Here is a 19,219-nt window from a genome sequence, read left to right as displayed (position 1 = left end):
GGCGCCGCAAACACTAGAACAAGCAAGACCGGAGACACATCCCATGCCGTCCTCGCCCGATCGCGCGGCCGCCGCGAGCCCGCGGGCGCGCCCCTCCTCCTTTCGACTACAGGCAGATCCAAGATGACTCGTGAACGCCCCTGGTATCGCTGGTACGTGCTGTTCATCCTGACGCTGATCTACGCGTTCAGCTATGTCGACCGGCAGATCGTCACCATCCTCGCGCCCTATCTGAAGAAGGACATGGGCATCTCGGACGCGCAGCTCGGCCTGCTCTATGGCACGTCGTTCGCGCTCTTCTATTGCGTGTTCGGCATCCCGCTCGCGCGCCTTGCGGACGGCTGGAGCCGCGTGCGCACGCTCGCGCTCGGACTGTCGTTCTGGTCGCTGATGACCGCGCTCTCCGGGCTCTCGCGCAACTTCGCGCAACTCGGCGCGGCGCGCGTCGGGGTCGGCGTGGGCGAGGCGAGCGCGACGCCCGCCGCCGTGTCGCTGCTCGGCGACTACTTCGAGCGCGCCCGGCGCGGCACGGTGCTCGCGCTCTACTCGGTCGGCGTGTATGTGGGCGCGGGCGCATCGCTCGCGATCGGCGGCTCGATCGTCGCCGCATGGGAGCGCACCTACGGCACGAGTGGGCTCGCGCCGCTCGGGCTGAGCGGCTGGCAGGCCTCGTTCATCGGCGTGGGCGTGCCGGGGCTCGTGTTCGCACTCGTCGTGCTGCTCACCGTGCGCGAACCCGAACGCGGCCGCCTCGATGCGGTGCCCGCCAGGGCCGATCCGCATCCCTTCGCCCACGCGATGCGCGACCTGGGCGCGATGGTGCCGCCGTGGAGCTGGATGCATCTGGCCGCGCTCGATGCGCCGCGCCGCGAATACGCGCGCAATGTCGGTTATCTGCTGCTCGCCGCGTGCCTGGCCATGTTCGCGACGCACGTCACCAACGGCATGCTTTCGGCCTCGCGCAACGCGCAGATCGGCTCCCTCTACGGCATGCCCGTGACGAGCAATCTCGTGCAATGGCTCGCCATCGCGATCGCGGTGTACGTGTGCTCGAACTGGTATCAGGCCACGCGCCTCGGCGATCCCGCCGCGCACCGTCTCATCACCGGCTCGAAGACCTTCATGTCGATCACGGTGGCGGGCGCGTTCCTCGCCTTCGCGATGAACGCCGTCAACGGCTTCGTGTTCGTCTACGCGAGCCGCACGCTCGGCCTGACGGCTCAGGCGGGCTTGCATCTGGGCATCATCGCGATCATCGCGGGCGGGCTCGGCATCACCGTGAGCGGCTATCTGTGCGATCTCGCCAAGCGTAGGCATGCGCTCGGCCGCCTGTGGTTCGTGTGCTTCACCGCCACCGCGTTTACGGCCGCGAGCGTCGTGCAATACCTGACGACGAGCATCACCACGTTCTATTGCGCCTACGCGCTCGCCACGTTCTTCGTGCCGATGTGGTTCGGCCCGCTGCAGGCGACCACGCAGGACCTCGTGATCCCGCGCCTGCGCGGCACCGCGTTCGCCGCTTTCTCGCTCGGCCCGAACATCTTCGGCCTCGGCCTCGGCCCGTATTGCGTGGGCCTTCTGAGCGATGCGACCGGCGATCTGCGCCTCGCGATCCTGTGCGCGCTCGGCGTGCTTCCGGTGTCGATCGCCGCCTTGATGGTCGCCGGGAGAACGCTCGCGCAAGGCGAGGAAACGGCGCGCGCCGAACTCGCTGCATACGGTACGGCCGGCGTGCGCGACACGCTGGACGTGGCCGTCGAACACCAACTCACGCATTGAGCACACCAGACGAGGATCCGACATGACCGGCCTGACCCAAACACTCGCCGAATTCGTCACCGAAACGCGCTTCGAACATTTGCCGGCGGCGGTCGTCGCCGAAAGCCGCCGCCTCCTGCTCGACACGATCGGCTGCGCGCTTGGCGCCGTGCGCACCGAAAGCGGACGCATCGCGTTCGACTACGTGAGCCAGCTCGGCGGCAAGCCCGATGCGACGGTGATAGGCGCCGCCACGCGCAGCAGCACGGTCAACGCGGCGTACGCGAACGCGCGCCTCGCCAACGTGCTCGACGCGGACGACACGTTCCCCACCTCGACGCACTTCGGCAACGCGACCGTGTTTTCCGCGCTCGCGCTCGCCGAAACGCAGGCGATGCACGGACGCGAACTGCTCGCCGCGATCGCGGTCGGCTTCGACCTCGGCGCGCGCATCGGCAGCTGGATGGGCGCGCCGATGCAGATCGAGAACGGGCGCGTGACCGGCTGGAACGAGCTCGGCGGTCCCGCCGCCACCATCGCGTGGGCGGCGATCGGCGCGGCGTCGAACATCGCTGGACTGAATGCGCGGCAGGCGAATCACGCGTTCGGCATCGGCGGCGCGAACTCGCCGCAGCCGACGTTGCGCAAATGGGCGGAATCCGTCGAGCAGCCGATGTACAAGTACGCCGACGCCGGCTGGTGCGCGCAGGTCGGGGTGTCGGCGGCGCTGCTGGCGAAGCTCGGCAGCACGGGATTCAAGGACTTTCTCGACGGCGACAACGCGTTCTGGAAGACCTACGGCTCGCCCGCTCACGACGACGCCGCGCTCGTCTCCGGCCTCGGCTCCGACTGGCAGATCCTCAACACGACCTACAAGCCCTGGCCGTGCTGCCGCTGGATCCATCATCCGCTGACGGCATTCACGCGCCTCATGGACGAACACGCGCTCGCGCCGCAGGAGATCGAGCATGTGGTCGTGCGGGCGAACCCGTTCGCGCTGACGCCGATCTTCTGCGAACAGCAGCCCGGCGACATGCTGAGCGCCGAGTTCAGCCACGCGCACGCACTCGCGGCCGCCGCGCACCGCGTGCCCGCCGGCCCGCTCTGGTATGCGCCGCAGACGATGAACGATCCGCGCATCGCCGCGTTCCGCGCGCGCGTGAGCGTGGCGGCGGAGCCCGGCGCGGCCAACATCGCCGACTGGATGACGGGCGGCCAGTGGCGCGGCGTGCCGGGCGGCGTCGACATCGACGCGCGCGGCCGCGTGTTCAGCGCGACCGCGGACCACGCGCTCGGTGATCCGTGGCAGGCCGACACGCATTTTTCGGATCGGGCGCTCGCCGCCAAGTTCAACGTGATGACCGGCCTCGATGCGCACGGGGAAGGCGCGCCGGCGCTCGCGCAGGCGGCCAGCGCGCTGACGGACGCCGTGATGAACGCCGAGGACGCGCCCGTCTCCCGCATCACGGATGGCCTGCTCGCACTGGCGGCGGCAGGCGGCGAGCGCTGAAACGCGAGATTGACGGAGGCACGGCGGCTCCATATATTAATGGTTCATCCAATGAAAACAAATCGACATGAACGATCCTGCCGCCGTCACGCTGGTCCGCGCCCCATCGCTCTTCATTCTCGTATGCATCACCCTGTCGGGCACGTTTCCGCTGCACGTGTTCGTGCCCGCGCTGCCGCTCGCGGCGAGCGAGTTGCGTGCGTCGTCGGCGGGTATCGGTCTCACCATCACGCTGTATGTGATCGGGCTGTCGATCGGGCAACTGATCTACGGCCCGCTTTCGGACCGCTATGGGCGCAGGCCTGTGCTGCTCGCCGGGTTGTCGCTCTTTGCCGTCGCGAGCCTGGCCGCCGCGTTCGCGCCATCGCTCAGAAGCCTGGAGTTCGCGCGCATCGCCCAGGCGCTCGGCGGCTGCTCCGGTCTCGTGCTGGGACGCGCCATCGCGCGTGACAGCTCCGGCTCGACCACGCTGATCCGGCGTCTCGCGACGCTCAGCATCGCGATGGCGGTCGCCACGGCGATCGCGCCCGTGATCGGCGCGCAGTTCGTCGAGCACTTCGGCTGGCGCGCAATCTTTCTCGCCCTCTCGATCGCCAATGTGCTCGTGCTCGTCTCCGTGTGGCTGCTCGTTCCCGAGACGCACACGGCCTCGCGGGATCTCGCGACGGGACGCTATGCGCGCAGCTATCTGCGGCTCCTGCGCTCGCCGGTCTTCCTCGCGCATGCGCTGGGCGGCGCCAGCGCCACGACGGGCATCTACGCGTTCCTCTCGGCCTCGCCTTTCATACTGGAAACCCGGCTCGGGCTTTCCGCGCAGGCATTCGGCTTCGCGTATTTCTCGCTCGTGGTCGGACTCGCGAGCGGACAGACCACGGCCAAGCGGCTCGCGGGCAAGGTCTCGGCGCGCGCGGCGCTGATCGCCGCGAGCGTCATCATGGGCGCGGCCTCGCTGAGCCTCGTGGCATCGTGGTATTTCGACACGCTTTCCGTGATCTCCGTGATGGCGCCGATGATCGTGATGTTCTTCGCCACGGGCCTGTCGAGCCCCTTCGCGATCAGCAGCGCGCTCGATGTCGAGCCGACGGTGGTAGGCGCCGCCGCCGGACTCTACGGCTGCCTGCAAATGGGCTACGGCGCGCTGTGCACCGCCGCCGTGGGACTCGCGCCTGGCAACCCGACGCTCTCGATGATCATCGCGCTGGCCGTCTCGAGCGCGATCTCCTGGGCGTCGTTCAAGGCCGTGCCGCGCCGTCCGGGCGGCGCGGAGCCGCAATCGGTCGCCTGAGCGCCGCCCCGCTGACGATTAGGGTTTTTGCCCGTTTGACACGAAAAAACGTCTCCCACATATTTGATGCAATGGTTCATCCAATGATAAATGCAATGAAAAAATGAATCCGGGCGGACAAGGAACGTCTGGCAGGCTTCCAGGTTTGACTAAATAACTACACATCCAGGAGACGAAATTGAACTTTGCGAAACCCTTGTTCGGCGCGCTCGCGCTGACGGCCGCAGGCGGCGCATGGGCTCAGAGCAGCGTCACGCTCTATGGCCTGCTCGACGAAGGCATCAACTATGTCAACAACTCGCAGACGGCCAAGGCGGGCGCGCCGAACGGGCGCACGGGCGGCCCGGTCTGGTCGATGACCACCGGACTCGCGCAGGCATCGCGCTGGGGCTTGCGCGGCACGGAAGATCTGGGCAACGGCTACAAGGCCATCTTCGTGGTCGAAAGCGGCTTCGACGTCGGGACGGGCCGCTTGCAGCAAGGCGGCACGTTCTTCGGGCGCCAGGCCTATATCGGCCTGACTTCGCCGAACTGGGGCAGCGTCTCGCTCGGCCGCCAGTACGATTCGATCGTCGACGTGATCGGCCCGATGCAGGCGGGCAGCTATGCGGGCGGCGCATTCGCGGACCATCCGGGCGACATCGACAACGTGGCGGACTCGCAACGCATCAACAACTCCATCAAGTACACGAGCCCCAAGTTCGCGGGCGTCACGCTCACGGGCCTTTACAGCTTCGGCGGCGCGGCGGGATCGTTCGGCCGCAACAGTATCTGGTCGGTGGGCGCGCGCTTCGATTCGGGTCCGTTGAGCGTCGCCGCCGGCTACATGCACATCAACAACCCGAACCAGTCGTTCTACGGCAACAACTCGACGGGCTCGACCACCGCCAACAATCTCGGCGCGACGAGCGGCGTGCAGGTCAACCCGATCTACGGGGGCTATGCGTCGGCGGGCAAGATGCAGATCGTGGCGTCGGCCGCGCAGTACACGCTCGGCGCGTTCATTCTCGGCCTGGGCTATTCGAACATCCGCTTTCAGAATCTCAACGATCCGGCGTCGGGAACGCTCTCGCTCACCAACCCGTTCGGCTACACCGGCAACGCCGCGTTCAACAACTACAACATCTACACGGCCTACTACATCACGCCGGCGCTCGTCGCGGGCGCGTCTTACAACTATCTGCGCGGCGGCGCGGTGAACGGCAAGGACAGCGCGGCCTATCAGACCATCAACGCTTCGCTCGACTACTTCCTTTCGAAGCGCACGGACGTCTACCTCGCGGGCGCCTACATGAAGGGCTCGGGTGTGGACTCGACAAATCAGCCGTCGGTGCCCTATCTCGTCACGCTGACGCCTGCCAACACGCAAAGCCAGGTGGTCGCGCGCATCGGCATCCGGCACAAGTTCTGACCGCGCGAGGCTTCGCCACGCAATCAGGCGCACGGCGGCCGGCAAACATGCCGGCCGTTTTTTCTTGCACGAGGCGCGCTTGACATCGCGTCGTGACCCGCTCAACATAGCATTGTAGTGTCAAAGGTTGATCCAATGAAAAAAGGCGCGAGCACGATAAGGCTCCATCGATTCGCGCCCGATCCGGAGATGTCAGATGCCTGAAACCCAACCCCGCGCCGAAGACGCCGTCAGGCGCCCGCTCGACGGCGTGGTCATCGTCGAGACGTCGAGCTTTCTCACCGGCCCGTTCGCCGCGATGATGCTGTCCGATCTCGGCGCCGATGTCATCAAGGTCGAGCCGCCGGGCGGCGACGGCTTTCGCAAGTTCGGCCACAACCGCGACGGCTTCGGCGCGTCGTGGACCAATGCCAATCGCGGCAAGCGCAGTGTCGTGATCGACCTGAAGACCGCGGAAGGCGTCGCGCGCCTGAAGGGGCTCCTCGCCGGCGCGGACGTGCTGGTGGAGAACTGGCGGCCGCGCGTGGCCGCGTCGCTCGGCTTGGGCCAGGACGTGCTCGCCGAGCTGAATCCGCGCCTCGTCCGCCTGTCGATCAACGGTTTCGGCGACACCGGCGCGCTCGCCAACGCGCCCGCCTTCGATTCGCTGATCCAGGGGCGCACGGGCATCGTCGCCGCCGAAGGCCGCAACGGCAAGCCCGCGGTGACGCCCTTCAACATGGTCGACAAGGTGACCGGCGTGTTCGGCGCGCAAGCCATTCTCGCGGCGCTCCTCGAGCGCGAAAAGACCGGCCGCGGCGCGCACGTGAAGCTGCCGATGCTCGACGTGATGGGCTATTTCAACTTTCCCGACATGTATCAGCACCGCACGTTCGAGGGCGATACGTCGGCGTGGAAGCCGCCCGCGTCCCAGGTGCTGGAGACGTCCGACGGTCACGTCGTGATCTCGCCCGCAAACGGCGCACAGATGTCGAAGACGCTCAACGCGATCGAGCGCCCCGAATGGAAGGAGGAATTCAAGCAGATGCGCGATCCCGTCGCGATGGCCGAAGAATTTTTCCGGCGCGTGGGCGAAGTCGTGAAGACTCGCAACACCGCATTCTGGCTCGAGCGCTTCGAGAGTCTCGACGTGCCCGCCGCGCCCGTGTTCTCGCTCGACGATTACCTGAACGACGCGCAAGTGAGCCACAACGGCGTGTTCGAGTACGTCGCGTCGCCGGTGGGTCCGATCCGCACCGCGCGCTACCCCGCCACTTTCGACGACCGGCGCTTCGCCGCGCGCTTCGGACCGCCCGCGATCGGCGAGCACGACCGCGAAATCGGCGCCCTTTGATCCCTTTCACCACGACACAGGACACATCATCATGAAACTCGCAAGCTTCGACGGCGGGCGCATCGGCATCGTGGACGGCGCCGATATCGTCGACGTCACCGACGCGGTGAGCGCCATGCCCGGCGCGTGGCCGCCCGTCGGCATGCTGCATCTGATCGGGCGCTTTCCCGAATTGCGCGCGCAACTCGCCGAGCGCGCGCGCAGCGGGCCGCGCCGGCCGCTCGCCGACGTGCATCTGGAAACGCCCATCGCGTGGCCGAACAAGGTGATCGCGTTTCCCGCCAACTATCACGCGCATGTGGAGGAAATGAAAGCAGGCACCGGCCTCATCTCGCCGTTCAAGGCGGACGGCCAGGGCTTCTTCCTCAAGGCCAATTCGAGCCTGAGCGGTCCCCGTGATCCGATCGTGCTCCCCGACATCCCGGGGCGGCAGATTCATCACGAGTGCGAGCTCGCCGTGATCATCGGCAAGGGCGGACGGCAGATCAGCCGCGAGCGCGCGCTCGAACACGTGTTCGGCTATGCCTGCCTCATCGACGTCGTGGTGCGCGGCAAGGAAGAGCGCGTGATGCGCAAGTCCTACGACACGTTCTGCCCGGTCGGCCCGTGGCTCGTGACGGCCGACGAAGTGCCCGATCACGAGGCCATCGACCTCAGGCTCTCGGTCAACGGCGAACTGCGCCAGCACGCGAGCACGCGGGATCTGATCGTCGACATTCCCGAGATGATCCGCATGGCCTCGGCGGTGATGACGCTCTATCCGGGCGACATCATCGCGTCGGGAACGCCGGCGGGCGTGGGGCCGATCGTGCACGGCGACGAGGTCGTGATCGAGATCGCGCATGTCGGCTCGATGACGCTCGATGTCGTGCAGGGCGAGAACGGCGGCCATCCGGTGTGGGACAAGTCGCGCACGGCGCCGGACCCGGCCGCCGTCACCGCATCGTGACGCGCGCAACCGCGGTGCGCGCCGACGCTTCGGCGCCGCCGGCGCACGTGCCGCTCTACGAAGAGCGCATCGAGGCAGGCGACGGCGTCACGCTCGCGGCGAGCGTCGCGGGCGAGCGCGGCCGGCCCGGCGTGATTCTGCTGCACGGCGCCGGCCAAACGCGCCATTCGTGGCGCGGCAGCGTGGCCACGCTCGGCGCGCTCGGCTATCACGCCCTCGCCTACGACGCGCGCGGCCACGGCGACAGCGACTGGTCGCCGAAGCCGGACTACTCGTACGAACGACTCGCGGACGATCTGGACGCAATCGTTCGGCACATGGGCTGCGTGCCCGCGATGATCGGCGCGTCGATGGGCGGCATGACCGCGCTGCACGCGATCGCCCGGACGGACGAAGCGCGCGCCCGCGCGGTGGTGCTCGTGGATATCGCGCCGCGTGTCGATCCGCGCGGCCTGAAGCGCGTGCACGATTTCCTGCACGGGCATCGCGACGGCTTCGCGAACGTCGAGGAAGCGGCCGATGCGGTCGCCGCCTACAACCCGCACCGGCCGCGCCCGAAGAACCCGCGCGGGCTGATGAAGAACCTGCGCCTGCGCGAGGACGGCCGCCTGCACTGGCACTGGGATCCGCGCTTCTTCAGGGAGCGCAACGACGATGCGCGCGATCGTCACGCGGCTCGCCTGCTCACGATGTGCCGCGGCGTGACGATCCCGTCGATGCTCGTCGTCGGCGAGGAAAGCGATGTCGTGAACGGCAAAGGCATCGCGGAATTGCGTGCCGCCTTGCCGCAACTGGAGATCGGTCATGTCGCCGGGGCTGGGCACATGATCGCGGGCGATCGCAACGAGGCCTTCAACGGTGCGATCCTGCCTTTTCTGGAATGCCATCCGGCGCGCTGAGACGTTTTCCCTTTGCGTCGTATTTCGTCGTCGCGCCGCGCCATGCGGCGCGACGACGTTTCACTTCCTCAAGCTTCGCTCTGCGCTTCCTGACCGCTCGGTTCGCCGGCGGCTTCGCGCGCCACCGCGCCGCGCACAGTGTCGATGAGCGCGCGCGCATCCTCGGGCAACGCGTCGCCGCGCCATGCCACCTGGCCATCGGGGCGCACCAGGACGAAGGCGCGTTCGTAGAGCGCGCGCGCTTCGGCGTGGTCGATGTGCGCGATCTCGAACGGCATGCCGACCGCGCGGGCGGCATCGGCAAGCGTATCGACGCCCGCGCGATCCTCGCCGAAGCACATCAGCACGAACGACTGGCCGAACAGATCGAGCGTCGAGCGGCCTTCTTCGAGCCAGACGTGCGGCGCGCGCGATCCGGGCCGCGCCGTCTGCACATAGCTCGACACTTCGTCCGGCGGCTGCGGCGTGCCGTCTGGCACGATGATCGGCGAGCCTTCGTACATGTAGCCGAGGTGAATGCCGATGGAGAACCATTCGCGCTTCATCAGCTCGGTGTACGCGTTGCCGAATTCGATGCGCGCCGCATCGGCCTCGGGGCCTTCGTCGAAGATCGCCGCCGACGGCGACATCACGCGCGGCGAGAGCATGCGCTTCAGATTGCCGGTCGCTTCCGCGACATTGCGGATGGCCACCGGGCGCTGCTCCGTCTCATATGTTCCGAGGAGATGCTCGCCGCCCCAGCCTTGCAGCACGGCGGCGAGCTTCCACGAAAGATTCACCGCGTCCTGAATGCCCGTGTTCATGCCGAAGCCGCCGGTCGGGGATGTCAGGTGCGCCGCATCGCCCGCAATGAAAACGCGCTTCGTGCCATAGCGATCCGCGACGAGCTGGCGCCGCACCCACGGCAGCATCGAGAGAATCTCGAAGTCGAATTCACGGCCGACCGCGCGCACGATCGCGCGGCGCATGTAGGCCTCGTCGTGTGTCTGGCGCGTGGCGTCGCCGACGAGCGAGAAGCGCCACTGGTCGCGCCCGTTGATCGCGACGAGCGTCGCCCACGTGCCTTCCGGGCCGATGAAGATGTATCGGTACGCGCGCTTCTTGTCGTGCAGCGCTTCGAGGTCCTTGCAGCGGAACACGACATTGGTCGTGTAGGTGAGCGTCGCTTCGCCGGTCATCGCGATGCCGAGTGCCTGACGCACCGCGCTCGCGCCGCCGTCCGAGCCCACGAGATACTGCGCGTCGACCGTGCGCTCCTCGCCGCTCAGCACGTCGCGCAGGCGGACCGTGACGCCGTGCTCCGTTTCGGTGAAACCCGCGAGCTCCGTGTGATAGACGATGGTCGCGAGCGACGAGCGCTCCGCGAAGCGCCGCAGCACCGGATCGAAGAAATTCTGCGGGCAGCGCTCGCGTTTTTGCGGGCTCTGCGGCGGGCACTTCTCGTCCTTCGGGCTCGCGAACGCTTCGCGTCCGAACTCATAGCCGGTCAGGCTCGTCACCCACGCGCAATCCTGCGGATAGTCGCGGTTATAGCCCGCTTCGTGAACCCACGGCACGATGCCCCAGCGGCGGCAATATTCCATCGTGCGCACGCCCACCATGTCCATCTTCGGCTGGATGACCTGGCCGTCGCTGCGCTCGATCAGCATGCAGGGCACGCCGCGATAGCCGAGGTCGCCTGCGAGCGCGAGGCCGATCGGTCCCGCGCCCACGATCAATACCGGTGTTTGCATCTCCATTCTCCCCATGTTGGCGCGTCTCGCGCCGCTTCGTTCAGATTTGCGCGTCGGCCGGCTCTTCGCGATACAACCCGAGCTTCTTCAGCGCGGGAATGTCGTTGACCTGGAAGAGCATCGCCGGTGTGTCGGCGGACCGGTTGATGTGCTCGTGGACCGCCCACGGCGGTATCGCCATGAAGTCGCCCGCGCCCCAGTCGAAATGCGCGCCGTCGACGATGGTCGTGCCCATGCCGCGCATCACGTAATACACGACGCTGCCGGTGTGCCGATGCGCCTTCGTATGCACGCCGGGGCGCAGCGACTGCAGCACCGTGCCGATGGTCGGCATGGCCGGGCCGCCCGTCAGCGGATTCAGATATTCGAGCGCGGTGTCATCGTAGGGGTCGGGCGGCAATGCGCTCGCGAGACGCAAGGCTTCCTGCGAGCGCTCGGCCGTGTAGACGAGCAACGGATTGATGTCGGGCACCGGCGTATCGGCAAGGGGCTTCATGATGCCGCTGCCGTACATGCGGTACGAACGGTCCGGCAGGGGCGCGAGCGGCTGGCGCGGCGCTTCCGAGCCTTCAAAAAACGTCGCGTGCATCGAGCGCACGAGCGAGATGTCGAGCACGTCGAGCCAGATCATCGGCTCGTCGCCCTTGTGCTCGTGGTCGTGCCACGTCCACGAAGGCGTGAGCACGAGATCGCCTTCATTCATCTCGTAGCGCTCGCCGTCGACGATGGTGTCCGCGCCGCGGCCCTTCATGATGAAGCGCAGCGCGCTCGCGGTATGACGATGCGCGGTGGCGATTTCGCCCGGCAGGATCACCTGAATCGATGCCCAGAACGTGGGCGTGGTGCCGAACGGCAGCCCGCGATTGGCGAGCCGCAGCGTGCGCCGCTGGCCGCCCGCCTCGAGCTTAAGGTTCGCGCCGATCTTGTCGAGCAGGCGTTCGAGGTCGCGCGCCTTCCAGTGCGCGGCCTGCATCGCCGATTGCGGCGTGCGCGTGAAAAGCGGGCCGTCGGTCGGCTGCGCGACGCGGCAGTTGTGCTGGTCGAGTTCGTCGGCGATCGCCGCGCGTTGCGCCGAGTCGGTCATGACGGCTTCGGTCATGGCGGTTCTCCGGTGTGGTCTAGAGCTGGTTGACGAGATCGGGCACGAGCGCGAACAGATCGCCGACGAGACCGTAATCGGCCACGCTGAAGATCGGCGCTTCCGGGTCCTTGTTGATCGCGACGATCACCTTCGAGTCTTTCATGCCGGCCAGGTGCTGGATCGCACCGGAGATGCCGACTGCCACGTACAACTGCGGCGCGACGATCTTGCCGGTCTGGCCCACTTGATAATCGTTCGGTACGTAGCCCGCGTCGACCGCCGCGCGCGATGCGCCCAGCGCCGCGCCCAGCTTGTCGGCCAGCGGCTCCAGCGTCTTCGTGTAGTTCTCGCCGCTGCCCAGACCACGGCCACCCGACACGATGATGTTCGCGCTCGTCAACTCCGGACGATCGAGCTTCGTCACTTCGCGGCTCACGAACTGCGAGATGCCCGCGTCGGCTGCGGCTTCGATCTTCTCGATTGGCGCGCTGCCGCCTTCGGCCGCGACCGGATCGAAGCCCGTCGCGCGCACCGTGATGACCTTGATCGGATCGCTCGATTGAACCGTCGCGATGGCGTTGCCTGCGTAGATCGGGCGTTCGAACGTGTCCGCGCTGTCGACTGCGGTGATGTCGCTGATTTGCGCGACATCCAGATGCGCGGCGATGCGCGGCGCGATGTTCTTGCCGTAAGCCGTGGCCGGAGCCAGAATGTGCGAATAGTCCTTCGCGATATTCAGCACCGTGCCTTCGATATTTTCCGCGAGGCCCGCTTCGAGTTGCGGCGCATCGGCCAGCAGCACTTTCGAGACGCCCGCAATCTTCGCCGCCTGATCCGCCGCGCCTTGCGCGTTCGAACCCGCCACCAGCACATGTACATCGCCGCCGATCTTCGCGGCCGCCGCAATCGTATTCAGCGTCGCTGCCTTGATCGACGCATTGTCGTGTTCCGCAATCACTAAAGTCGTCATTTGTCTCCGCCCCTTTACAGCACTTTGGCTTCCGTCTTGAGCTTGTCGAGAAGCGCGGCGACGTCCGGCACACGCACGCCCGCGCCACGCGCGGATGGCTCCCTCACGTCGATCTGCTTGAGGCGCGGTGCGACATCCACACCGAGATCGGATGGCTTCATGCTGGCGAGCGGCTTCTTCTTCGCCTTCATGATGCTGGGCAGCGTCACGTAGCGCGGCTCATTCAGGCGCAGGTCGGTCGTGACCACGGCGGGGAGCTTGAGCGACAGCGTTTCCGCGCCGCCATCGACTTCGCGCGACACGGTGGCCTTGCCATCCGCGACCACGACCTTCGATGCGAACGTCGCCTGCGGCAGACCTGCCAAGGCAGCCAGCATCTGGCCGGTCTGATTCGAATCGTCGTCGATGGCCTGCTTGCCGAGGATGATGAGTTCCGGCTTCTCCTGATCGACCAGCGCCTTCAACAGCTTTGCCACGGCCAATGGCTGCAGCTCCTCCGAGGTCTCGACCAACACAGCGCGATCGGCACCAATGGCCAGCGCCGTGCGCAACGTCTCCTGACACTGCGCGACACCGCACGACACCGCGATCACTTCCGTCGCCACACCCGCTTCCTTCAGACGCACCGCTTCCTCCACGGCGATCTCATCGAACGGATTCATCGACATCTTCGCGTTCACGATGTCGAGGCCCGAACCGTCGCGCTTCACGCGCGGCGTCACGTTGTAGTCGAGCACGCGCTTGACCGCCACCATCACTTTCATGTTTTCCGTCTCTCCGTATGCTGCAGAATCAATTGGGAACGTAGACGCGACCGTCCATCAGGCGGCGCGCCGTTCTGTACGCAATCGCTTCGTCTTGCCGTCTGCATGCGCGGCGATCTCTCCGCGCACGCAGACGCAGGGAATGGCGCGCTGTGGATCCATGGCTCGCCTCCCTTCCTCAGTCCGCGAGCAGCCGCCGTGCGACGATCAGCCGATGGATCTCGTTGGTGCCTTCGATGATCTGGTTGAGCTTCGCGTCGCGCATCATGCGCTCGACCGGAAACTCCTTCGAATAGCCGTAGCTGCCGAGCACCTGCACGGCTTCGGTGGTGACTTCCATCGCGATGTCCGTGACAAAGCATTTGGTGATCGAGGACAGCATGTTCAGGCGCGAGTGGTCGCCCGAGTCGATCTCGTCGGCGCAGTTGTAGAGCAGGTTGCGCGCCGCTTCCACCTTGATCGCCATGTCCGCGAGCTTGAACTGCATGCCCTGAAACTCCGCGATCGGCCGGCCGAACTGCCGGCGGTCCTTCGCATACGCGACGGCGACATCGAGCGCGCCCTGCGCAAGACCGAGCGAGGTCGCCGCGATGGTCGGACGGTTCAGATCGAGCACCTTCATGCACGCCTTGAAGCCCTCGCCTTCCGCGCCGAGGCGGCAATCGACGGGCACGCGCATGTCGTCGAAGAAGAGTTCGTGATTGGGCGCGCCGTGGCGGCCCATCTTGTGCTCCTTCCGGCCGAGGCGAAAGCCCGGCGTGCGCGTGTCGACGAGGAAGGCGCTGATGCCGTCGGAGCCGCCCGCCTCCGACGTGCGCGCGAAGAGCAGCACGTAATGCGCGTGGCCGCCCCATGTGATCCAGTTCTTCTGGCCGTTGATCACATAGGTGTCGCCGTCGCGCACGGCGCGCGTGCGGATCGAGGAGACGTCCGAGCCGGACTGCGGCTCGGTCACGGCGATCGCGCTCACGAGCCGGCCTTCGGCGGCGAGCGGCAGCCAGCGGGCCTTCTGCTCCTCGGTGCCGAAATGCAGGATCGGCAGCACGAACGAGATCGAGTTGTTGCCGCATAGCGTGGCGGCGGCGAGCGAAACCTTCGCGATCTCCTCCTTCACGATGCACACCGTCTTGAGGTTGCCGCCCGGGCCGCCGTATTGCTCGGGCAGCCACAGCTGCAACAAGCCCATGTCGCCGAACACCGGCACGAGTTCCGAGGGAAACCGGTCGTCCGCCTCCATGCTCGGGATGAGCGGGACGACATGCTTTTGCACCATGCGGCGAACCGAATCGCGGATGGCGACGAGATCTTCATCGAGACGCATATGAACTCCGTGGACCGACGCCGTTCAATAGCCCGGGAACGAGAGGCCGCCGTTGATGCTGAGCGTCGATCCCGAGACCTGATCCGATTCCTTGCTCGACAGATAGAGGATGTATTCCGCGAGATCCTCCGCGCTGTTCAGCTTGAACTTCACGCGCTGCTCGGCCTTGGTGAAGGCCTTGACGATGACTTCCTGCGAGCCCGCTTCCTTCGCGGCGAGAAAGCGATCGTGCGCGGGCGTGCCGGTCGTCAGCGTGGTGGCGACCGCATTGATGCGGATGCCCAGATGCGCGAGCTCGGCGCCGAGCGCGCGCGTGAGGAACATGATCGATGCGCCCGCCGCGCCGATCATCGATTCGCTCGGGGTGGGGATGCGCGCGGCGTCGGTGGTGACGAGCACGATCTTGCCGTAGCCCTGCTCGCGCATGAAGCGCGTGGCCGCATGCACGGCGTTCAGACGCGGCATCAGGCGGCTCGTGAGGCACGCGATGCCCTCGTCCGGCGCCATGTCGACGAAGAGCTTGGGCTTCGGCTCGCGCGGCCCGCCGCTCGCCACGACGATATCCACCTTGCCGAAGCGCTCCACCGCATGCGCGACCGCACGCTCGATGCCTTCGTAGCTCAGGAGATCGCTGTTCACGAAGACGCGTTCGCCGGAATACCCGCTGCATTCGTCGACGAGCGTGCGCGCCGCGCCTTCGTCGCGACCCTGGATCACGACGCTCGCGCCGCTTTGCGCGAGCTTCACGACCGAGGCGCGCCCGATTCCCTTCGTGCCGCCGAGCACGACCGCAGCCGCGCCGGTGAGATCAGTAAGCATGTTCCGCCCTTTCCTTCTGCGAGCCCGCTCGATGCGGGCGATTGAAAAGTTATCGCCGCGACGCGGCGTCAGTCTTCCGCCTTGTCCTGCCCTTCGTAACGCGATTCGCGCGCGTGCGCCGCGCCCGTCACGCCCTTGTTGCGGCGCTCCCTCATGAAGTTGTTTTCGTCGGCTTCGTAGCGGATATTGGTGCCGAGCGCGTGCATCACGTAGCCCTGCACGAACTGCGAGGTCATGCCGAGCGAATCGAGCGACAGATGCGTGGCCGCCTTGCCGATGGCGATCGCATCGCGCGGCAGGCGCACGATGCGCTCGGCCCAGTCCTCGCCCGCCGCGGCGAGCTCGCCGGCCGGCACCGCCTTGTTCACGAGGCCAATGCGCGCCGCCTCGGTGCCGCTCATGGTTTCGCCGAGCAGCAGGATCTCGCGCGCCTTCTTCGGCCCCAGCGCAAGGATGTTGATGCTCGTCATGTACGACGCGCCCGCGAGACCCATCTTCTGTTCCGGATGGCCGATCTTCGCGTCGTCCGCCGCGATGGCGAGATCGCTCGCCTCGACGATGTAGAGGCCCGCGCCCACGCAGTAGCCCTGCACGAGCGACAGGGTCGGCTTGGTGCAATAGAGCAGCTGGCGAAATTGCTCGACGTGACGCTTGTCGAACGACAGGCGGATGCGCTGGCTCGGACGCCGCGCGCCCGGCTCCTTCGAGAAGCCGTATTCCGCGCCGCCCACCTGGGCGAGATCGTGTCCCGTGGAAAAGTCGCGGCCTTCGCTGCGGAAGATGATCGCGCGCACGTCGTCGTCGCGTTCGGCGCGCTCGACGTGCTCCATCATGCGATCGAACATCTCGTAGGTCAGGGCGTTGCGCTTCTCGTCACGGCAGAACGTGATGTATGCCCGGCCGTCTGTCGCTTCGTATTTCACGAGGTCCCGCAGGTCTTCGCTCATCGTGCCTCCTTCGTTGAATGTGTCTCTGCGCGACCCGGGCATCGGTATGCCTTCGCCGCACCGCAAAATGTTTATTGGTTCAACCTTTGAAACATGGTTGCGCAGAAGTGAGCGGATGTCAAGTGCCCGAACCGGGCTCGGAAGCGCCCGGGCGCCGATCCTCGCGCGCAAATGCGAGCACGAGCGCTCCGGCAAGCGGCCCGGCGGCGATGACGGCGAGCGTCGCGTCCACCGATCGCCCGTGCGCGAACACGTAGCCCGCGACGATAGGCGACACGAAGCTGCCCACCGACCACACGGTGTTGACGAGGCCGGCCGCCGCGCCCGCGAGGCGCGCGCCCGACGCGCGCGTGTAAAGGCCGATGAGCAGCGGCGTATAGCCGTAGGCTGCCGCGCCCAGAAACGGCGCGATCAGGTAATAGCCCGTCATCGACGTGCAAGTGCCGAATGCGATCAGCAATGTGACGAAGCACAGCAGCACCGCGATCGCCATGCTCCTGGCATGCGTGTGCCACCGGTCGTAAAGCCAGCCAAAGAGCGGCTTGGACAGAAATGCGCCGACGCCGAAGCCCATCAGCACGGACCCGGCCTTCACCTGCGATACGCCATGCGCGACCGTGAGCAGTGCGTTCGCCCATGCGACGAAGCCGAGCGTGCCGTAGAGGGCGCCCGCCCCGGCGAACGCCACGAGCATCAGCGCGCGGCTTCTCAGGAGCGACGCCAGCTCCGCGCCCGTGACGCGCGCCTGCACGAGGCGGCGCGGCGCGTTTCTCACGACCAGCATGCATAGCAAGGTGAAAGCGAAAGTCGCGACGCCGAGCCACTGATACGCGGCCCGCCATCCCCACAGTTCGGCGATGCGCGGCACTGTCGCGTTGGCCAGCACGACCGAAACCGAGGTGCCCGTCGCCCAGATGCCGAAGGCGCGCCCCTTGTCCCTGACGAACCACACGGTCAGCACCTTGATGGTGGCCCCGTACTCGGCGCCGGCGGCAAAGCCCATCACCGCGTGCAGGGCGACTGCCGCCGTGAAGCTCTGCACGTAGCCGAAGCAGAAGGTGAGCGCGGCAAGCGGAAACATCGAGAGCGCAAGGGTCGCGCGGCTGCCGAGCTTGTCGGCGAGCACGCCGCCGATCGGGCACGAGACCGTGTAGCCCACGTAGAAGGCCGTGGTCAGCGAGCCGAGCAGGGCCAGCGCGAAGCCGAGTTCATGCCCGACCGAAGCCGCGACGCTCGCCCATGCGAAGCGGTCCACGCAGCTCACGGTGAACGCCGACCAGATCACCAGCAGGATGATCCAGCGATAGCCGTGCGCGTGTGAGTCGATGGCCGTGTCGATGGGCGCGGCCTCGCCACGTTCGGACACCAGTTCGTCAGCCGTCAGTCGGTCGGATTTCATTCCGGCTCCCGTTATGCCGCAGTGGTCCGCGTAAACAAGTAGATTATTTCAATGGTTCATCCATTGTTTCTTTTAAGCAATTAGCGTATACCTCTGGGGGCGGAAGCGACGGCGACCTCGGCCATCCGGCGTTGCTTGTCGATTCCCGGACGAGCGGTTAGCATCTGCCTATCCCTTGAATGGATTAATCATTGAAAGCCTCTGCCATGAATCGCACGCCCCGGCGCGCCGCCGCGACCACTCCTGCTTCGGCCGCGCCGGCGGCCACGGCCGCGCCCGCGCGTCCCGCGCCCGCCTATTCGCCGGTGCAGACGCGCCGGGCCTTCGAAGTCGTCGCCGACCAGATTCGCAGCCAGCTCGCGAACGGCGCGTTGCAGCCGGGTGACCGGCTGCCGTCGGAGCGCGAGCTGGCTGAGTCGTTCGGGCTATCGCGCAACACGGTGCGCGAAGCGCTGCGATCGCTCGAGATCGCGGGCGTGCTCGAATTCCGCAAGGGCGCGACCGGCGGCGCATTCGTGCGCGAAGGCCAGGGCGACGCGGTCATCGCGGGCTTTTCCGACATGTTCCGGCTCGGCGCGATCAAGCCCGCGGATCTCACGGAAGCGCGCCTCATCGTCAGCGTCGCGGCAGCGCGTTTCGCGTGCCTGCGCGGCAACGAGGAAGATTTCGAGGCCTTGCGCGAAAACGTGCGGGAAAGCGAGGCGGCCGTGGCCAAGGGCGACGTGCGCGAGCGCGTGCGCATCAATCTGGAGTTTCATCGGCTGCTCGCACGCGCCGCGCGCAATCCGGTGCTCGTGATCCTCACGGACGCGCTCGTCGAGATTCACGAGCAATTGCTCGAAGTGCTCGCGCCGCTTCCCGACAGCTCCGTGATGCCCTCGCGCAAGCGTCTGCTCAAGCATCTGATGGCGCGCGACGAAGAGAAAGCGGCCGCCGAAATGGAAACGCATCTGAAGAGCCTGCAGAAGCACTATCTCTCGCAGACGCTCGACACGAAGCGCGCCGGCTGAGTCCGGCGCGCCCCGCTTCGTCACAAGCGC

At 66.7% G+C, this 19,219-nt stretch carries 16 protein-coding genes; 8 read left to right on the top strand and 8 right to left on the bottom strand.

Going from position 1 to position 19,219, the window contains the following annotated elements:
* The first annotated feature begins 123 nt into the window (after positions 1–123).
* The 7 genes from AWB83_RS21270 to AWB83_RS21240 all read left to right on the top strand — a co-directional run bounded on the left by AWB83_RS21270 (position 124) and on the right by AWB83_RS21240 (position 9,145).
* Positions 124–1,779, top strand: coding sequence for a spinster family MFS transporter (locus tag AWB83_RS21270; protein ID WP_087047596.1), 1,656 nt, complete (start codon positions 124–126; stop codon positions 1,777–1,779).
* A 22-nt stretch (positions 1,780–1,801) separates the two neighbouring features.
* Entirely contained in the window at positions 1,802–3,268 is a 1,467-nt protein-coding gene (locus AWB83_RS21265) for an MmgE/PrpD family protein (protein ID WP_087047595.1), read from the top strand.
* Between the two features lie 67 nt (positions 3,269–3,335).
* On the top strand, positions 3,336–4,553 hold the full coding sequence (locus AWB83_RS21260; RefSeq protein WP_087047594.1) for a multidrug effflux MFS transporter: 1,218 nt from the start codon (positions 3,336–3,338) through the stop codon (positions 4,551–4,553).
* A 178-nt stretch (positions 4,554–4,731) separates the two neighbouring features.
* On the top strand, positions 4,732–5,964 hold the full coding sequence (locus tag AWB83_RS21255; RefSeq protein WP_244197832.1) for a porin: 1,233 nt from the start codon (positions 4,732–4,734) through the stop codon (positions 5,962–5,964).
* Between the two features lie 196 nt (positions 5,965–6,160).
* Positions 6,161–7,297 (top strand): CaiB/BaiF CoA transferase family protein, encoded by a 1,137-nt coding sequence (locus tag AWB83_RS21250; RefSeq protein WP_087047592.1) that lies wholly within the window; start codon positions 6,161–6,163, stop codon positions 7,295–7,297.
* 31 nt (positions 7,298–7,328) lie between these two features.
* Entirely contained in the window at positions 7,329–8,246 is a 918-nt protein-coding gene (locus AWB83_RS21245) for a fumarylacetoacetate hydrolase family protein (RefSeq protein WP_087047591.1), read from the top strand.
* Entirely contained in the window at positions 8,243–9,145 is a 903-nt protein-coding gene (locus tag AWB83_RS21240) for an alpha/beta fold hydrolase (RefSeq protein ID WP_208636787.1), read from the top strand. Before AWB83_RS21245 ends, AWB83_RS21240 begins: the two co-directional genes overlap by 4 nt.
* A 68-nt stretch (positions 9,146–9,213) precedes the next feature.
* Here AWB83_RS21240 and AWB83_RS21235 read toward each other — a convergent pair whose 3' ends face one another.
* The 8 genes from AWB83_RS21235 to AWB83_RS21200 all read right to left on the bottom strand — a co-directional run bounded on the left by AWB83_RS21235 (position 9,214) and on the right by AWB83_RS21200 (position 18,179).
* Positions 9,214–10,878 carry an FAD-dependent oxidoreductase gene (locus AWB83_RS21235; protein WP_244197831.1) on the bottom strand — a complete coding sequence of 555 codons (1,665 nt, stop codon included), beginning with the start codon at positions 10,876–10,878 and terminating at the stop codon, positions 9,214–9,216.
* 40 nt (positions 10,879–10,918) lie between these two features.
* Positions 10,919–11,977: a cupin domain-containing protein gene (locus AWB83_RS21230; RefSeq protein WP_087047589.1), complete on the bottom strand. Its 1,059-nt coding sequence runs from the start codon at positions 11,975–11,977 to the stop codon at positions 10,919–10,921.
* A gap of 19 nt (positions 11,978–11,996) precedes the next feature.
* The gene (locus AWB83_RS21225; protein WP_087047588.1) at positions 11,997–12,929 is read right to left on the bottom strand and encodes an electron transfer flavoprotein subunit alpha/FixB family protein; all 933 of its coding nucleotides are present in this window, start codon (positions 12,927–12,929) and stop codon (positions 11,997–11,999) included.
* Between the two features lie 14 nt (positions 12,930–12,943).
* Positions 12,944–13,693, bottom strand: coding sequence for an electron transfer flavoprotein subunit beta/FixA family protein (locus AWB83_RS21220; RefSeq protein WP_087047587.1), 750 nt, complete (start codon positions 13,691–13,693; stop codon positions 12,944–12,946).
* A gap of 178 nt (positions 13,694–13,871) precedes the next feature.
* The gene (locus AWB83_RS21215; protein ID WP_087047586.1) at positions 13,872–15,014 is read right to left on the bottom strand and encodes an acyl-CoA dehydrogenase family protein; all 1,143 of its coding nucleotides are present in this window, start codon (positions 15,012–15,014) and stop codon (positions 13,872–13,874) included.
* 24 nt (positions 15,015–15,038) lie between these two features.
* The gene (locus tag AWB83_RS21210) at positions 15,039–15,833 is read right to left on the bottom strand and encodes an SDR family NAD(P)-dependent oxidoreductase (protein WP_087047585.1); all 795 of its coding nucleotides are present in this window, start codon (positions 15,831–15,833) and stop codon (positions 15,039–15,041) included.
* A gap of 68 nt (positions 15,834–15,901) precedes the next feature.
* Complete coding sequence (locus AWB83_RS21205) at positions 15,902–16,780, bottom strand: enoyl-CoA hydratase/isomerase family protein (RefSeq protein ID WP_244197830.1); 879 nt, start codon at positions 16,778–16,780, stop codon at positions 15,902–15,904.
* A 118-nt stretch (positions 16,781–16,898) separates the two neighbouring features.
* Positions 16,899–18,179 carry an MFS transporter gene (locus tag AWB83_RS21200; RefSeq protein WP_087047584.1) on the bottom strand — a complete coding sequence of 427 codons (1,281 nt, stop codon included), beginning with the start codon at positions 18,177–18,179 and terminating at the stop codon, positions 16,899–16,901.
* 206 nt (positions 18,180–18,385) lie between these two features.
* On the opposite strand from AWB83_RS21200, the gene AWB83_RS21195 reads away from it, so the two are divergent.
* The gene (locus tag AWB83_RS21195; RefSeq protein ID WP_087047583.1) at positions 18,386–19,189 is read left to right on the top strand and encodes a FadR/GntR family transcriptional regulator; all 804 of its coding nucleotides are present in this window, start codon (positions 18,386–18,388) and stop codon (positions 19,187–19,189) included.
* The last annotated feature ends 30 nt before the right edge of the window (positions 19,190–19,219 follow it).

This window comes from Caballeronia ptereochthonis (genome assembly GCF_001545075.1).
Lineage (GTDB): Bacteria > Pseudomonadota > Gammaproteobacteria > Burkholderiales > Burkholderiaceae > Caballeronia > Caballeronia ptereochthonis.
This window is presented reverse-complemented; position numbering and strand designations above follow the sequence as displayed.

What these genes read in the sequence shown, in the direction of transcription:
- AWB83_RS21220 (WP_087047587.1), bottom strand. Translation starts at nt 13,693, where the DNA reads ATGAAAGTGATGGTGGCGGTCAAGCGCGTGCTCGACTACAACGTGACG.
- AWB83_RS21205 (WP_244197830.1), bottom strand. Translation starts at nt 16,780, where the DNA reads ATGAGCGAAGACCTGCGGGACCTCGTGAAATACGAAGCGACAGACGGC.
- AWB83_RS21265 (WP_087047595.1), top strand. Translation starts at nt 1,802, where the DNA reads ATGACCGGCCTGACCCAAACACTCGCCGAATTCGTCACCGAAACGCGC.
- AWB83_RS21225 (WP_087047588.1), bottom strand. Translation starts at nt 12,929, where the DNA reads ATGACGACTTTAGTGATTGCGGAACACGACAATGCGTCGATCAAGGCA.
- AWB83_RS21210 (WP_087047585.1), bottom strand. Translation starts at nt 15,833, where the DNA reads ATGCTTACTGATCTCACCGGCGCGGCTGCGGTCGTGCTCGGCGGCACG.
- AWB83_RS21200 (WP_087047584.1), bottom strand. Translation starts at nt 18,179, where the DNA reads ATGAAATCCGACCGACTGACGGCTGACGAACTGGTGTCCGAACGTGGC.
- AWB83_RS21250 (WP_087047592.1), top strand. Translation starts at nt 6,161, where the DNA reads ATGCCTGAAACCCAACCCCGCGCCGAAGACGCCGTCAGGCGCCCGCTC.
- AWB83_RS21260 (WP_087047594.1), top strand. Translation starts at nt 3,336, where the DNA reads ATGAACGATCCTGCCGCCGTCACGCTGGTCCGCGCCCCATCGCTCTTC.
- AWB83_RS21215 (WP_087047586.1), bottom strand. Translation starts at nt 15,014, where the DNA reads ATGCGTCTCGATGAAGATCTCGTCGCCATCCGCGATTCGGTTCGCCGC.
- AWB83_RS21270 (WP_087047596.1), top strand. Translation starts at nt 124, where the DNA reads ATGACTCGTGAACGCCCCTGGTATCGCTGGTACGTGCTGTTCATCCTG.
- AWB83_RS21230 (WP_087047589.1), bottom strand. Translation starts at nt 11,977, where the DNA reads ATGACCGAAGCCGTCATGACCGACTCGGCGCAACGCGCGGCGATCGCC.
- AWB83_RS21245 (WP_087047591.1), top strand. Translation starts at nt 7,329, where the DNA reads ATGAAACTCGCAAGCTTCGACGGCGGGCGCATCGGCATCGTGGACGGC.
- AWB83_RS21235 (WP_244197831.1), bottom strand. Translation starts at nt 10,878, where the DNA reads ATGCAAACACCGGTATTGATCGTGGGCGCGGGACCGATCGGCCTCGCG.
- AWB83_RS21195 (WP_087047583.1), top strand. Translation starts at nt 18,386, where the DNA reads ATGAATCGCACGCCCCGGCGCGCCGCCGCGACCACTCCTGCTTCGGCC.